Here is a 16,484-nt window from a genome sequence, read left to right as displayed (position 1 = left end):
ATTAAAATTTAAGCGTTAATCCCAATGTTAATTTCGTTGCAGACGGATAATTCTCCATTTGATCCAAACCTTGCATCGGATCAACATTTTCTGGGTCTAATCCTGAATAATTCGTCCACAAGAAAAGATTCTCTCCCGTGAAAAACACTCTTAATCCTTGCAAATACAACTTCTTGGCCCATGCGGAGGGAAGATTATAACCTAAAGTCAATTGTTTCAATCGAAGGAAATTCACCTTTTCAATGTTAGAATCTATCAACCCGTCAAACTGTCCTTGGTGATAATAATTAATTGCAGAAATAATAGGATAATCAGAATTATCACCCGGTTGTTGCCAAAAAGTCACATTACGATAATCCTCGAATATAGCCGAACCAATATTCATCGAATTAAAATTTAAAGATGCTTTTCTAAACATATTAATCATTTTCCGCCCCAAAGAATAGTTGAATAAAATATTCAAATCAAATCCTTTCCATTTAATTTCACTTGCGATACCACCATGAGCCAACGGCAAAGTAGAACCCGCAAAATATCTATCCTCATCAGTAATATTCCCATCTCCGTTCAAATCAGCGATCACATTCATCCCTAAACGTGTCGGCTGTGCCATGCCACCACTAGCCAATGCTTTATAATTTCCTTGTTGATCCCAATATTTAGGAATATCACTATCACTTTGAGCGCACCCTAAATTTTTGAATACCAGCAACTCATTAGCTGAACGTCCTATAACATATTTACTGTCGACATCCATACCCGTGTAAGTTTTTTCCAATCGATTCCAGTTACGGGAAATATTAAATCGAGCACGCCACTTAACCTCAGTTTCTCTTAAAATATCAAATTGGGCTTCCAATTCTATACCTTCATTTGAAATTTCCAACGCATTGTCCCACATCTTTGAATGAAAATAAACTGTTCCGGGAAGATTTATCTGCCACAACAATGATTTCGTGTATTTATAATAATAATCCAACTTCATTTTCACACGATAATCAAACAAATCAACATCTAATCCCAAATCATATTGATCAGATTTTTCCCATGTCAGATTTCTATTTTCCATTTGGGCGGGAACCAATCCTGTCACTCCCAAAAAATTACTGCCGACATTAATCGCTCCCTGTGCTAAATAAGGATCCAAGAAAGTTTGCCCTGATTGCCCCCATGAAGCACGCACTTTTCCATGGCTTAACCACCAAAAATTCTTCATAAACACTTCATCTGAAAAATTCCATCCTACTGCAATAGACGGGAAAGTCGCCCAACGCACATCCTTACCGAAAACAGAAGATCCATCCCGACGAAGCGTAAACTCCATTAAATACTTTCTATCAAAATTATAAGCCAAACGCCCGAAAAGGCTAACCATTTTTTTCTCCTTGAAACTTGAAATAAATGATTTCATTGCAGTTGTAGTCCCATTCAGATCTTTCAAATCCGGCATACCATCCACAACATAATGTATATAATCACTAGGAGCTCCTTTACCAGAACCATTCAAACCATTGGATGCTTCTCTCGTGTAAGAAAAACCGAAAAGCCAATCAAAATTATGCCGTTCTTTTAAACTGAAATTGTAATGTAACAATTCTTCTGTCTGCATTAACACGGAACCGGACATTTGACCATATGACTTACTTAACCCGTAACTCGCATCCAAAGAACTGGGTTCAAAACGATTAAGTTGTGATTGAGAATAATCCACGGCAAGTGAAGCCGAAACATCTAAACCTTCAATAATTTTATACGCTAACCGAGTATTAGCTCGAATATTAAAATTATATTTCTTCTCAGACACTTCATTGATCGTAGTAAATATTTGTTCGTAAGCAGATCCACTATTAGGGAATAACGTCGACGTTCCTTTGGGATTAACTGTCATATAAGAAATATTTCTCGCTCCTAACCCCCCAGAAGCCATACTCATATCCGAATATGATAGAGATAAACGCATATCCAAACTCAAATTTTTCCGAGGAGTCAAATTCAAATTTGAAATCAAATTAGCGCGTGAAAATTCTGAACCAACATTAATACCTTCCTCGTTATACCAACCGGCACCCACCATGTATTTAATACGTTCCGTTCCTCCAGATGCTTGTATATTAGCATTCAAAGTTTTACCTGTATGAAACACATATTTCCACCAATTTGTTGAGTTATTATAAAAAGGATTCAAACTATCTTGTAGCAAACGCTCTAAAGGGATTTTATTATAATCATCAGCCACACCATTTCTCCAAAAATAATCATATTGTCCGCTAGTTCTAAAAACTTCTTCCGGGGAAGTAGGCCAAGTAACATTATTCGTTACACGGTCAATCATTCCTACTGCCATATTCTGTGCAGCATATAACCACCATTTACGTTCCCCGTTTCCTTGTATTTGCATGGGAGTTTCTGGTAAATAAGTCCATGAATAAGAAGCATTCGCCTGAAAGGTCGCTTGTCCCATTTTACCATGCTTTGTTGTGATCAAAATCACGCCATTACTTGCACGTGAACCATAAATAGCAGCTGAAGCGGCATCTTTCAAAACTTCAACGGATTCTATCGTCATCGGATCAATTTCAGCCAATGTATTCGTTCCGGTTAATGGGGAAGTAAATGATTGAATAGGTACACCATCTACAACATATAACGGAGTATTCTCACTAATTCCATCAACCATCAACGTGTTATAACCACGAATCGCAATGCGAGTACCTCCACCGCCGGGAGCTCCAGACACGTTATTCACTTCCACTCCCGCCATGTGTCCTTGCAACAAATTTTCCAAACTAGCTGAAGGTACTTCTTCCAAATCCTTAGCTTTTATTGAAGACACGGAACTGATCAATTCCTTTTTGTTCCGTTCCCCGTAAGCGATCACCGTCACCTCGTCCAAATCCGAGGCTTCTTCTTTCATCGTGACTATCAACTCATCCCCAGCCTTAAACTTTTTCTTTTCTTGCTTGAAACCAACAAAAGTAAAAATCAACTGCCCTGTTTCCACCGGCAAAGACAACATAAACTGCCCCATTGCATCCGTGGCACATCCCACGGTAGTGCTATCCAAACGTATAGTAACTCCCGGTAACGGCTGTTTCTTCTCGTCCAACACTTTTCCTTTCACGATGAATTTCTTCACGTCTTTCTTTTCATCATCCTTAGCGACAGCCGGCTTCACGATGATAACGTTCCCCTCGTACAAGAAGTTCAACCCGGCAAATACCCGTTTCAATAAAACATCCAACTCCTCGTCTTTTGCCGAAACGGTAATGTTACTAAAAGAAACCAGATCAGCATCATTATACACGAAATACAAATTCGTTTTCTTCTGAATCTCTTTAAAGAGTTCCATCGCACCGACATTCTTCATTTCCAGCGTCACCCTCTGTTGTTGCGAGAACGTGTTAGCGGAAATTGTCATGCAGGTCATTGTCAATAAAATAACTAATAATTTCATGATTCGTAATAGACCATTTTTCTTTTTACCATAGAAATAGTAAAAACTTTGTTTTTTTTTCATACATTTGATTTTGAAATTAAAAACTACTTGGGCAACCATTGTCGCATTTGCTTGCCCACATTTATTTCACTCCGGATAAGTGGCGCTTGTCCGGATTTTTCTTATTTACGCACTATTATCACTTTGCCTTTAATTTCGAAATGAACATGAGAGGTTTTCTCGATTAACCCCAACAACTTCTCGATCTCCCCGTAGCGGGGCAAATAACCGCTAAACCGCTCGTTGCGCACTTCGTCATTCATAAAAAATACATTTATATCATACCACAAGGCAAGCTCATCCAAGATTTCGCTTATACTCTTGTTTTCGAAAAAATAGTTCCCAAGATGCCACGCCACGTAAGGCATAACATCCACCTCCTGAACGGCAACCCGCCCGGACAGCTTGTTAAACACCGCCTGCTGGTTCGGATCAAGCATCACCTCCGGCTTTCCTTTCGGTTTCACGGACACGGAACCCTCGACCAATGTCGTCTGCATCCTATCCATCCTTCGGGTATTGATATTAAACTTCGTGCCGTACACTTTCACCTCCATACCATCAATCTCCACGATAAAAGGTTTTGCCACATCCTTTGCCACCTCAAAATAAGCCTCACCCTCCAAACGTACCCGACGCTCCCCCTTGATAAATTTCACGGGATAGCGAATCTCGGTGGCTGCATTCACCCACACTTTTGTTCCGTCCGACAACATCAAAGTGTACTCGCCCCCCTTCGGTGTAATCAACCGATTCTGAACTTCCACTTCCCGGTCTTTTTGCAAGGAATCCACGTACACCAAAGCCAGATCGCTCGTACGTATACTCATTCCGTCCTCTTGTCCCAACAACACACGAGAAGTATCCAGCGCCACAACCTTCCCGTCATTCAACACCAACGTCGCCTTTCTCGTCCCATGCACGATCTGTCCAATCCCGTAATCCTCCGCGTCAACAGCGGGCTTTTGCTCCAAAAAGAAGAACAAAACTATCGTCAAAGGTAACACCAACATTGCCGCGTATCCCGCAACCTTTATCCACATCCGGCGCACTCGTTTACGATAAGCAGTATTCAGTCTGGCTTGAAAATCCTTTTTAAAATCCTCCCTCGTATCTTTTTCCAAACGGTATCCCTCGCGAATGGCAACGAAACGCTTCATATCCTCGTACACGGCACGATGCTTTTCTGCCTCGTCCAACCACACCCGCAAAGCCTTCTCCTCCTCTTCATTCAATGAAGAAGTCAAACTCCGCTTTATCAATAACCAATCTATTTTCATCTTAATCTCACTCAAATTCACATCCAAAACACGAAACACCCGAAAATGTTTACACGAAAAATGATTTTTTTTACTCCTTAGGCAAAATAAAATGACACATCAGAATAATAAGCTAAAAATCAATTTACTACAAATGCCAAAATCATCATAAACCATTCCACACCGATTATCTGGCGCAAAGGTACCTGTAGATTCAATCGACAAAACCCTCGACAGTATTAAATAAGATACTTTTCTGTTAAAACGTGGGCGAACTGTGGGCGAACATCAGGCGATGAGTAGGCGAACCCGCCCAAAAGTCACTCAAAAGGCTATCTACCGCCACTCAATGGTAGAAAAGTTGCCTAGTAAGCAATCCTTACCCGGGAGTTTCCCGGGGCAAATTATGAACCGGATACCTTTAGTTCTATTTTTCCCCTTCCTTGTCCTATCTTTATTCTTATTATGCTTACAACAACTTCTTCAATTCATCCATATCCGGCAAAGCTTTTCTTAATTCATCCGGCATATCATTAGCAGTCTTGTAGGTTGCAACTCCCAATGGTTTGTTAAAATCACGAACAGCATACTCGACAAAATTACGATCAACACCCTTACAAAGAATTATGCCAATAGACGGATTCTCATGAGGTTTTCGCACATAGTCATCTAAAGCCTGCAAATATAAATGCAATTGTCCTAAATGTATGGGCCGAAATTCCGAGTACTTTAACTCCACCGCAACAAGTGAATTGAGTTCTCTATTAAAAAATAACAAATCAATAAATACATCATGACCACAAACTTCTATGTGATATTGATTTCCAATAAAACTAAAGTCTTGTCCAAAGGTCATTATAAATTTTTTTATATTCTGCACGATAGCATTTTCAACTATTCTTTCATCAATATCTTCTTTATCCCTTTCATCCAAATTTTCCACGTTGATAAAGTCGAGTAAATATTCATCTTTAAACATACTGATCGCTTTCACAGATTGTTGAACATCGGGTATCGTGTTTACAAAATTGTTTGGCATCGCCCCTTGATGCCGATAATCATTCGCTTCGAGATGAACACGTAATGTATATTTATTCCAACAGTTAACCACTGTTTGATGAATATAAAAAGCACGTTCCTCTATAGTACTCGTTTTATGAATAATCTCCATGTGGTGCGTGAAACTGATACTAAAGAATTCCTCCATGTTTAGATTGCTCGCCAGTGGCGAGCAATCTATCATCAGTAGAGTATTACTATCTATTTCAATGGGATTTAATATTTTATCTTCAAGATTTGCAAATTTACTCGCCAGTGGCGAGCATTTTAAGACAGAACTCCATTCCTCATAAAATTGCCTCATTTTCCGTATATGTTGGGCAGAAAATCCACGCAACCCCGGTAATTCCTTTTGCAATCGTTGGCTAATAGCTTCAATAGCTCCTGTTCCCCAAAATTTATCACGAGAATTAAGTGATACATATTTCCCGATCCCCCAATAAAGTCCCAACTGTTCTTTGTTTACCAACTTAGCGGCCTGATATTGACTACGAAGTATAGCTGTCTTTATAATTTGTACTGCCGCATTATAAACTGTTTCTAATTTATGATTTTCTTCCATATCCTCATGGATTAATTTTTACCGCTCACATCCGAAACATCTCTTTGCTATCTAAAATAGACGTTACACAATTCAATATTACAGGAGGCTTTTCAATTACCGCATAAATATAGTAAATCATATTCTGGATTTGGGATATTTTATACATTAAAATTTTTAAGAAAATTCCTAAATACAGACTCGCATGTAAATTTCCATACCTCTTTTAATTACGTTTCAAAAGTAAAACAATCGAAACATTTTGTATGTTAGTCAATTACTCCCATCCACTTTGAATTAGAACAATATTATTCTATATACAAAACAAAAATGACTATTTTTTATTTTGCATATAGAATAAAAATATACTGAAAACAGTTATAGCCGAAAAACTATTGATTATCACGCAGGATACAGAACAAGTGTTGGAAATGAACGGTAAAACAATCGAGGTCATTCCCGCGTGAAAATGGCTGTTAAGCCTGTAAAAGCAAACACGATTGACTCATCACGAAAAGGAGCAGGACGAAATCGTAATTCGAAAAACTTTCTTTAATTTTCTCCATTCCCCGGTGCAATTGCACCTTCACCGTGTTTTCGTTCATGGACAATTGCTCCGCAATATCACTGTATTTATAGCCATGCACAAACCGCAAAAGACACACTTCCCGACACCTGTCCGGCAATTCATCCATTACTTGCCGGATCTTTTCCAGCACCTCTTCCTCGTCGATCGTGTCAACATTATCGGAATACACTGCCGCCTCCGCGTACAATGCCATATTCCGGTCTTCGACCTTGGCATCCCGCAGGTAATTGTAGCATCGGTTCCGCACGCTCGTGTAGAGATACGCTTTCAACGATCCCCTGTAATTGGAAAAAACCGATTTCTCGTAAATCGTGATAAACACTTCCTGCACGATATCATTAGCCACATCTTCCCGGAAAACCATATTCAAAGCGAATGTAAACAACTTATCGAAATACCCATCAAACAATTCAGAATAGGCACTCCGGTCATTTCGTCTTAATCGCTCTATCAATATCTGTTCATCCAAAATATCACGTTTTTCTTGTATCCACGGTCAACAAAAATATTCCTATTTTCGATTCAATAAAAATATTTCCCGCAATTTATTATCAAATTAACATTGCTAGCACGAGTACACCACGCACAAGCCTCGTCCCGTGTAAACCGGAAATCTCTAAATCACTAAATTATTAAACTGTTCCCAGAAACCGGGGAACGATTTAGTTACCACCCCGGCATCCCGAATGGTTAACCCGGGAAACTTCAACCCGGCAGGAGCAAATGCCATTGCCATACGGTGGTCTTGATACGTGTCTATATCTAATGAAGTCAACGTATTACGCACCTTATCCCAGCATAATTCCCCGTGTATCGGCACCTGCAATTTATATCCCAATTTACTTAACTCCCGCGTAACGGCATCCACCCGGTCACACTCCTTTATATATAAGGTTTCGACACCCCGCAAATGGAACGGGATACCCGATAAACAACAAGCTACAATCAGAGGAAGAGCCGTATCGGGCATTCCCGACAAATCCGCCTCGAAACGGGGCACTCGCGCATCATGGGTAGACAAACGAATCCCCCCGGTTACCCTTTCCGTGTGTACCCCTAACTGTTGCCATAACTCGACTTGATGCGCATCACCTTGCAAGTTATCATACTCCAACCCCGGAAGAAAGAGTTCCCCCTCGCCCGCGACAACCAACAACTCGTAAAAAAAAGACGCCGCGCTCCAATCGGCACTTACCCGGAAAGCAGCAGGCATATATTTCCCCCCGGGAATGACTACCCGATTCCCCGCGATACACACCTCTGCCCCGAAGCGACGCATCATTTCCGCCGTCATGTGAATATAATCCGCGGAAACGACTTTCCCTTTCAAATCAATCACGAGTCCCCCTTCCACCAAAGGAGCGATCATCATCAACGCTGAAATATACTGGCTACTGACCGAGGCATCCAAGCAAATCTCTTTCCCCCTCAACACGGCATTACCAATCCATAAAGGCGGAAAACCCTCTCTCCCCAAATATTCAATATTTGCCCCCAGTTCCCGCAAAGCCTCTACCAACACTTTTATCGGTCGCTGCTTCATTCGCCCCGAACCGGTCAATTCCCATACCCCGTCACGCAAGGCGAAATAAGCTGCCAAAAAGCGCATGGCAGTTCCCGCGTGACCGACATCCACGAGTCCGCCCGTTCGGGACAAGGCTTCCATCAACACAAGGGTATCATCGCTATCGGACAGATTTTCAGGCAACACCCCGTCCGCCAACGCACTCAACACGAGAGCCCGGTTGGACACACTCTTGGATGCCGGTAAAATTACTGTACCTTTTATTTCTTTCCCTTCCCAAGCGATAACGTTATCCATTCTTATATCTGGTTTAATGCTTCCGTAATCTGTTCTTTCGTGCAGTAATTATTGATAGAAAACTGCCCGACATCTTCCAGAAGTGTAAAATTCACACCTTTACAATCGTTTTTCTTGTCATGCAACATCAATTCATACAATGTATCCACGTGCTCCATAATCGGGTAGGTTGGATAATATCTCTTGATAAATTCCCTCACCCGGCGATACACTTCGCCCGGGAAACCTTTCTCGCACACGGAAAGATACAACTCGGCTATTATTCCCAACGCGATAGCTTCCCCGTGTAACATATTTTCCCGCCGCATCATGGAACAACTCTCGATGGCATGCCCAATCGTGTGTCCGAAATTCAAGGCTTTACGTATCCCTTTCTCATTCGGATCTTGAGTCACGATATCATTCTTCACGGACACGGATTTTTTAATTAACTCAAGGAATTCTTCACGCTCGGGCACGTTCGTGTCACAAGCCAGTAACCGCTCCAGATATTCCATGTCAGACAATAGCCCGTGTTTCAGCATCTCGGCATAACCGGATACCCGTTCCCGAACGGGTAACGTCTGTAATAACGAAACATCAATAACCACTCGTTCCGGCTCGCTGAAAGTACCGATCTCGTTTTTCAACCCACCAAGATTAAACCCCGTTTTCCCGCCTAACGAAGCATCCACTTGTGCCAGCAAAGTCGTGGGTACATAGATACAACGCATTCCCCGCTTGAACGTCGAAGCGGCGAAACCGCCCATATCCGTCACCATACCCCCGCCCACGCATAATAATATTGAAGAACGACGAGCTCCCCGCTTGCTCAACATAGACCAGACACGGGCAACACTCACCAGTGACTTGTTTTCTTCACCGCAATCGACTACCGCCACGTTCAACGGCATCCAATTCACTTTCTCCAGTAACTTGTCACAAAAACCGACCGTGTGCTTATCCGCCACGACAAATAATTGATCATGCCTGACACCTTGTAACAACTCGGCGAGGACAAGACTCGAATCCGTTGTAAATATAATACGCTCCATTTGTCCCATATTTCTGCACAAAATTACACTATTTCAACCGATACGGGGAATTAAAATTTAAAATTAATTGTTTTTCTCGCCATAAAAAAATAACTTTGGTCAAATTCATTAAAACTGATCGGCGCATGAACAATGACAATTCTACCCTGAACCGGGTGGCAATCACAATTGCTCCCAGATTAAACAATGCTTTATATTCTCCCCTATTCCAACAATGTGGCGGCATTACCGGTTTCTTTCAAGAGAGTGACAAAAATATAGAGTTGCTTTTCAAAGAGAACAACCTGACAAACATTCGACCGGAGCGTTCCCAGTGGCTGCAACTGGCTGAAGAGGAACTAAAGAACATGGAGAAGCACCGTATTCAAGTCTGCGGAATAGAAGACACGAATTACCCCCGCCTGCTGAAACATTGCGCCGATGCCCCGCTGGTACTTTTCTATAAAGGTACGCTGGAACCCGACGAAGCCAAGAATATCGCTATCGTGGGTACTCGCAAAGCCAGCGATTTAGGCAAAGCCCGCGTGGAAAATATCCTCCAGCAATTGGCTGACATGGGATTCCGTCCCAATGTCATCAGCGGGCTGGCTTACGGTATTGACATTGCCGCGCATTCCGCCTGCCTCCGACACGGGCTTCGGGCACAAGCCGTGCTCGGTCACGGGCTGCACATGATCTACCCGGCACCCCACAAAAATATAGCGGACAAAATTCTGGAACAAGGCGGAACATTACTTTCCGAATTTCCAACTTGTGCACCGATACACCCCACGAATTTCCTCCAACGGAACCGCATCGTGGCAGGTATGAGCGAAGCGATACTCGTGGCTGAATCTCCCGTGAAAGGGGGAGCCATGTCCACCGCACGACAGGCATTATCCTACAGCCGGGATGTCCTCGCCTTCCCCGGTCGCCCGGAAGACACGAACTACACGGGATGCAATATGCTCATCAAACAAAATATTGCCGCCCTCGTGGAAAACGTCTCCGACATATTGAAAGCGTTGAATTGGGAACCGCTCCCGACAGCACCTTATCAAACATCACTCGATTTGTTCCCCGAATCAAGCGACGAAGACCTTATCAGACAAACTTTGACCGAAGCGGGAGAACAAAACATCGACCAACTCCATCAACTCACCCGGATACCCGTCCACGATCTGGCCGTCTTGCTCTTGAAACTGGAACTAGAGGGTATAGTCACCCGGCTTCCCGGTAAATGTTATTCACTTATTTAACCCGTTTTGTTACAGTTTTATAGCACGGGACGATAAATGATTTTAATTTTAAACTATTATAACGTTTGCGTGTATCAAAAAATAGTGCGAAAAATTTTTGGAATCATAAACAAAAGCATACCTTTGAACCGAATTTCACAATTCAAATTAAAAGATGTTTTTTTAAAGTTTTTACTTAAACAATATTCAAATGAAAGCAGAGATTAAAGAATTCATGGATGCCTTAAAGGCTAGAACCGTAGGTGAATCAGAATTCCACCAGGCTGTTCAAGAAGTGATCGAAACTGTATGGGATACCTATCAGTCAAACCCGAAATACAAGGCTAACAAGATCCTTGAAAAAATGGTAGAACCTGAAAGAGTGATCATGTTCAGAGTACCCTGGATTGATGATAAAGGTGAAGTACAAATCAACCGTGGTTATAGAGTACAATTCAACAGTGCTATTGGACCCTACAAAGGAGGTTTGCGTTTCCACCCGTCAGTAACCCTTGGTGGATTGAAATTCTTGGGCTTCGAGCAAACTTTCAAAAACTCTTTGACTACACTCCCGATGGGTGGTGGTAAAGGAGGTTCTGACTTCAACCCGAAAGGAAAATCTGATAACGAAGTTATGCGTTTCTGCCAAAGCTTCATGACTGAACTTTGCAAACACATCGGTCCTGACACTGACGTACCTGCTGGTGATATCGGTGTTGGTGCTCGTGAAATCGGTTTCTTGTTCGGACAATACAAGAGAATTCGCAACGAATTCGTTGGTGTATTAACCGGAAAGAACCGCGAATTCGGTGGTTCAAGAGTACGTCCGGAAGCTACTGGTTACGGTACCGTTTATTTCGCACAACATATGTTGGCTGAAAAAGGTGAGAAGATCGCCGGTAAGACTGTAGCTATCTCTGGTTTCGGTAACGTTGCTTGGGGTGCCGCTCAAAAATTAGTTCAATTAGGAGCTAAATTAGTTACTATCTCTGGTCCTGACGGATACATCTATGACGAGAAAGGTTTAACTCAAGAAGGTGTAGACTACATGTTGGAATTGCGCGCTAGCAACAACGACGTTGTAGCTCCTTACGCTGAGAAATTCGGTGCTAAATTCTTCCCGAAAGCAAAACCGTGGGAAGTTAAATGCGACATCGCATTCCCTTGCGCTATCCAAAACGAGTTGAACGAAGAAGATGCCAAGAAATTGGTTGCTAACGGTTGCCAAATGGTAGTTGAAACCTCTAACATGGGTTGTACCGCAGAAGCTGTTAACTACTTGAACGAGCACATTACTTTCGCTCCGGGTAAAGCAGCTAACGCCGGTGGTGTTGCCGTTTCTGGTCTTGAAATGAGCCAAAACTCAATGAGATATAGCTGGACTGCTGAAGAAGTAGACGCTAAATTGTCTCAAATCATGAAAGACATCCACGATACTTGCGTTAAATTCGGTAAAGAAGGTAACAAGATCAACTATGTTAAGGGTGCTAACATCGGTGGCTTCATCAAAGTTGCCGAGGCTATGTGCGCTCAAGGACACTGCTAATAATACAGTAAGTCTATATAAAAAATCCGCTCCAAATTCGGAGCGGATTTTTTATTACCCGAAATCAACGATATGAATAGTTTCCTGTACCTTTGTGCCGTAAAAAATTTAGGAAGATTTTCATCATGCGCTCTCAAGATAAATCACCACAAGGAACTGTTCGTATGGATATGTTGCACGGCAGCTTGCTGAACAAAATTCTATTGTTCGCACTGCCATTGGCAGCAAGTAGTATCCTGCAACAATTGTTCAACTCGGTGGATGTGGCTGTTGTCGGGAAATTTGCCAGTAGTCAGGCTCTTGCAGCAGTGGGAAGCAACGCCTCGGTTATCAGCCTGATGATAAACCTGTTTGTTGGGATATCCGTTGGGGCAAGTGTCGTTATCGCGAACTATATCGGACAAAAGAATCAACGCGGTATCAAAAATGCCATACATACCGTTTCCGTGGTCACGCTAGCAAGTGGCGTACTATTACTCGCGGTCGGATTGCTCATCGCCCGACCTATTCTGGAAATGATGGACACTCCCGATGATGTTATTGACCTAGCCGTCCTATATCTCCGTATCTACTTTCTAGGGATGCCCTTCTTCATGATCTACAACTTCGGCGCTGCCATTCTTCGCAGTATGGGCGACACGAAACGCCCTCTCTATTGTCTTATCATTGCCGGACTCATCAACACGGCATTAAATTTATTATTAGTCATCGTCTTCAAAATGAGTGTCGCAGGGGTTGCCATAGGCACAGTCGTATCCAATATGTTTTGCGCCGGCATGATCATCTACATCCTTTTACACGAGAAAGAGCCTTTCCGTCTGGAAGGCAAACACATCAAAATATCCCGTCCCGAATTACGAAAAATGCTCCGGATTGGCGTCCCCGCGGGGGTACAGGGTATGGTATTTTCCATTGCCAATATCTTCATTCAAGCCGCCATCAACCGCTTCGGTTCAAATGCCATCGCCGGCTCTGCCGCAGCCCTCACCTATGAATATTACTGCTACTTCGTGGTCAGCGCGTTCAGCCAAGCTACCGTCACCTTCATCAGTCAAAACTACGGGGCCGGACAAATCGAACGCTGCAAGAAAGTATTCCGCCAGACCATGTTACTAAGCGTTACCTCCTGCGCCATCCTGAACGGATTCTTTGTCTGGCAAAAAGAACTCGCTATCGGAATCTTCACCTCCAGTCCCGAAGTATTCCGATTTGCAGCCCTTCGCATGGAAATCGTATTGCTAACACAAAGCCTCGCCTGTTCCTACGAGATAGCAGGTGCGGCCCTCCGGGGACTGGGGTATTCCATGCTACCCGCCATACTCACGGTATTCGGCACCTGCGTGTTGCGTTTATTCTGGGTATACGTCATCTGTCCTCTGTTTCCCACCTTCGAAGCCCTAATGATTATCTATCCCATCTCGTGGCTCGTCACGGGTGTAGCCGTATGCGTTGCTTATCGTATCATACAAAAGAAGTTGTTTATTCCCGAAAAAGCATACAATTTGCTAAATGGCAATAATTGAGTATCAGAGATACAAAGGCTACCTTTATTCCCATTCTCCAGAGAATAAGGTAGCCTTTTTATCACTTTTCAAACATTAACGTCCTCTTCTTCTAATCCATATCAAGATCGCAAATAAGATCAAAACCAATGGAATTACTCCCATAAACAAAATCTTTGTTACAGTCATTCCTCCTTTGGTAACATAAACTTTATTATCCGGGAGTTTCGGACGACGAATATCAATAGGCACTTCTCCATCTGACATCCAAAAGAATGAGGAAGTAATTAAAGAATAATTGGATGCTTCTACCCCATTACGAGAAATACTGATCTCTCCGTTACTCAAGCAATCCGCATCTCCCAAGATAATAATCTTCTGCTCCTTGTTCCCCATGGCGCGAGAAAGAGCAACCATCGTTGGAACCTGATTCAATTCAACCTCCCCCTTATCCGGATTCATCACAGGTATTTCGTCTACAAAGTCCGTACTCTCAACCTCATTCCAAACGGTTTTCAGTGAATCAGTAACTAACAATACTGTTACCTTGAAACCGCTATTCGGTATTCCGGATAAATCCAAGCCCACGGTAGAAGGCATCGTTGCCACGTATTCATATCTATACATGTCTTTTAGTTGGTAAGAAAACTCGGCAGCCTCTTTTGTTACCTTGGACATGATAAAATCCGACTGAAAATTCTCACTTGGACTCACCAAACGTCCCGGCATAAAACGAACCCCGAATTGCTCCACAAGAGGATTCATGTACTCCTGACGCTTAGGTTCTCCCGCTATCAAAAGATTCCCTCCCCGGGCAATATAAGCATCCAAATTCTTCCGATGTGCTTCCGGCAAAACCTCCCTCACATCCGCGATAACCAAAATATTGATATCTTCAGGAATTTCTTCGTCCAAAGTAACTTGTCTGAAATCAAAACCTTGATTAATCAAAGAATAGCGGAAAGGCTTATCTTGTGCAAAACGATTATAATCTCTATCGCCTTGTTTGATACAATCACGTTCTCCGTGTCCTTCCACGAATCCCACTTGCGGCAAATCCATCACCAATCGTTTAAAAGCCGCGGTAATTTCCGTCTCGAACGGGAACACATACATATCATCATAAATACGCAAAAATGCCTTCTGCCCATTCTCTCTTTCCAATACTCGCACGAAACGATAATTTTCACCCGACAAATCTTCCAATTTGCTCACTTCATTCACATCAAGATAAATAGAAGAGTCTACACCATAATTCTGGGTGATTTTCACCATCCTCTCGCGATCATTCAAAGTAGGATAACGCTTATTCAACTCCTTCTCGTTATTTCCTTTGGCATAATAACGGACATATTTCATCTTGATATCCGGCTTAAAACGAGTATATTGCTTGAAACGTTTGATATCGCTCAACTCACTTTTCGGGAAGCCATACCACAAAAATCGATCTTCATCCAACACGTTGGCATAAGTGGTAATTGTCAAATTCCCTTTCATCTTGGACACGATTTCCTGACTATTCGGAGTCAAGGTATTTACTTTAGTCCGCGTAGCATCATAATAACACATGAATGTAGGTCGAGAACTCAAATACCCAATCGACACAGCAATCAATATCGCCGAAAAGTACCAAGAAGTACTAACGAACCAACTTTTTTTCTTACGTATCACGGTCAACCTGATTACAGTAAAAGTCAGAAACAAAACGACAACAACCAAAAAGTAAATTACATCTTCGCTACAAAGCAAACCGTTGATAAATTCACCTGAACGCCCTCGAATTGACAACCAATACGTGATATCCCGCACAAAAGCGATATCCTGCCACATACCACCCACGTAATTCAACACGGCAAATACCGCAAAGGTACCCATCGCTGCAACCACCTGATAAGAGGTCAAGGATGACATGAAAAGCCCGATAGCTCCATACGCGCAAATCAACAGGTAAAGCCCTAGCAACCCTGCCAATACCGGAGGTAAATCAAATTCATGCACGAAACATACACCATAAATAACGAACAGACCAAGTACCGCAATCATCACAAGCGCATAAATCATTATTGAAATAAATTTCCCGATAACAATCTGAAAATTCGTCACTGGTGACGAGTAAAGCAACTTGATTGATCCACTACTCAACTCCCGACTCATGATACCCATAGTCAATAAAGGTATATACAAGTATAAATACCCTTGAATTTCGGGAAACAATCCCCCACGCCAAGGACTGGTAAAAGTCCCCATGGTCACATTATAAACGTAACGTCCCAATTCTTGAGAAACGACATACCCCTCAAACGCATTCACAAACGTCATGCTGGCCTGAAACGTGAAAATAATCAAGATGAACCATGCTATAGGTGAATAAAACATAGTCTGCAATTCCGTCAGGGCAATTCTTTTTATAGCTTTCATA

The 16,484-nt window shown here is 42.4% G+C and carries 10 protein-coding genes; 3 read left to right on the top strand and 7 right to left on the bottom strand.

From position 1 onward, the window contains the following. Window position 1: 1 nt before the first annotated feature. The 6 genes from L0M98_RS09640 to aroB all read right to left on the bottom strand — a co-directional run bounded on the left by L0M98_RS09640 (window position 2) and on the right by aroB (window position 9,800). Window positions 2-3,517, bottom strand: a complete 3,516-nt coding sequence (locus tag L0M98_RS09640; RefSeq protein WP_227215780.1) for a SusC/RagA family TonB-linked outer membrane protein — start codon at window positions 3,515-3,517, stop codon at window positions 2-4. 101 nt (window positions 3,518-3,618) lie between these two features. Further along, a complete protein-coding gene (locus tag L0M98_RS09635) occupies window positions 3,619-4,776 on the bottom strand; it encodes a FecR family protein (protein WP_227215781.1) in 1,158 nt (385 codons plus the stop codon). Between the two features lie 448 nt (window positions 4,777-5,224). Further along, complete coding sequence (locus L0M98_RS09630) at window positions 5,225-6,376, bottom strand: PDDEXK nuclease domain-containing protein (protein WP_099291016.1); 1,152 nt, start codon at window positions 6,374-6,376, stop codon at window positions 5,225-5,227. 455 nt (window positions 6,377-6,831) lie between these two features. Continuing rightward, the gene (locus tag L0M98_RS09625; RefSeq protein WP_227215782.1) at window positions 6,832-7,413 is read right to left on the bottom strand and encodes an RNA polymerase sigma factor; all 582 of its coding nucleotides are present in this window, start codon (window positions 7,411-7,413) and stop codon (window positions 6,832-6,834) included. Window positions 7,414-7,560: 147 nt separating this feature from the next. Continuing rightward, complete coding sequence (locus L0M98_RS09620) at window positions 7,561-8,766, bottom strand: 3-phosphoshikimate 1-carboxyvinyltransferase (RefSeq protein WP_227215783.1); 1,206 nt, start codon at window positions 8,764-8,766, stop codon at window positions 7,561-7,563. Between the two features lie 2 nt (window positions 8,767-8,768). Then, complete coding sequence (gene aroB, locus L0M98_RS09615; RefSeq protein ID WP_227215784.1) at window positions 8,769-9,800, bottom strand: 3-dehydroquinate synthase; 1,032 nt, start codon at window positions 9,798-9,800, stop codon at window positions 8,769-8,771. Between the two features lie 125 nt (window positions 9,801-9,925). On the opposite strand from aroB, the gene dprA reads away from it, so the two are divergent. The 3 genes from dprA (at window position 9,926) to L0M98_RS09600 (ending at window position 14,086) form a co-directional block, all read left to right on the top strand. Then, entirely contained in the window at window positions 9,926-11,038 is a 1,113-nt protein-coding gene (gene dprA, locus L0M98_RS09610; RefSeq protein WP_227215785.1) for a DNA-processing protein DprA, read from the top strand. A gap of 190 nt (window positions 11,039-11,228) precedes the next feature. Further along, window positions 11,229-12,563: an NADP-specific glutamate dehydrogenase gene (gdhA, locus tag L0M98_RS09605; RefSeq protein ID WP_099291020.1), complete on the top strand. Its 1,335-nt coding sequence runs from the start codon at window positions 11,229-11,231 to the stop codon at window positions 12,561-12,563. Between the two features lie 164 nt (window positions 12,564-12,727). After that, complete coding sequence (locus L0M98_RS09600; RefSeq protein ID WP_227215786.1) at window positions 12,728-14,086, top strand: MATE family efflux transporter; 1,359 nt, start codon at window positions 12,728-12,730, stop codon at window positions 14,084-14,086. Window positions 14,087-14,161: 75 nt separating this feature from the next. Here L0M98_RS09600 and L0M98_RS09595 read toward each other — a convergent pair whose 3' ends face one another. After that, the gene (locus L0M98_RS09595; RefSeq protein WP_227215787.1) at window positions 14,162-16,483 is read right to left on the bottom strand and encodes a Gldg family protein; all 2,322 of its coding nucleotides are present in this window, start codon (window positions 16,481-16,483) and stop codon (window positions 14,162-14,164) included. Window position 16,484: the final 1 nt, after the last annotated feature.

It is taken from the genome of Butyricimonas sp. DFI.6.44 (assembly GCF_022132345.1).
Classification (GTDB): Bacteria; Bacteroidota; Bacteroidia; order Bacteroidales; family Marinifilaceae; genus Butyricimonas; species Butyricimonas muris.
Note: the sequence above shows the minus strand (reverse complement) of the source record. Positions and strands in the feature narration are given on the sequence as shown.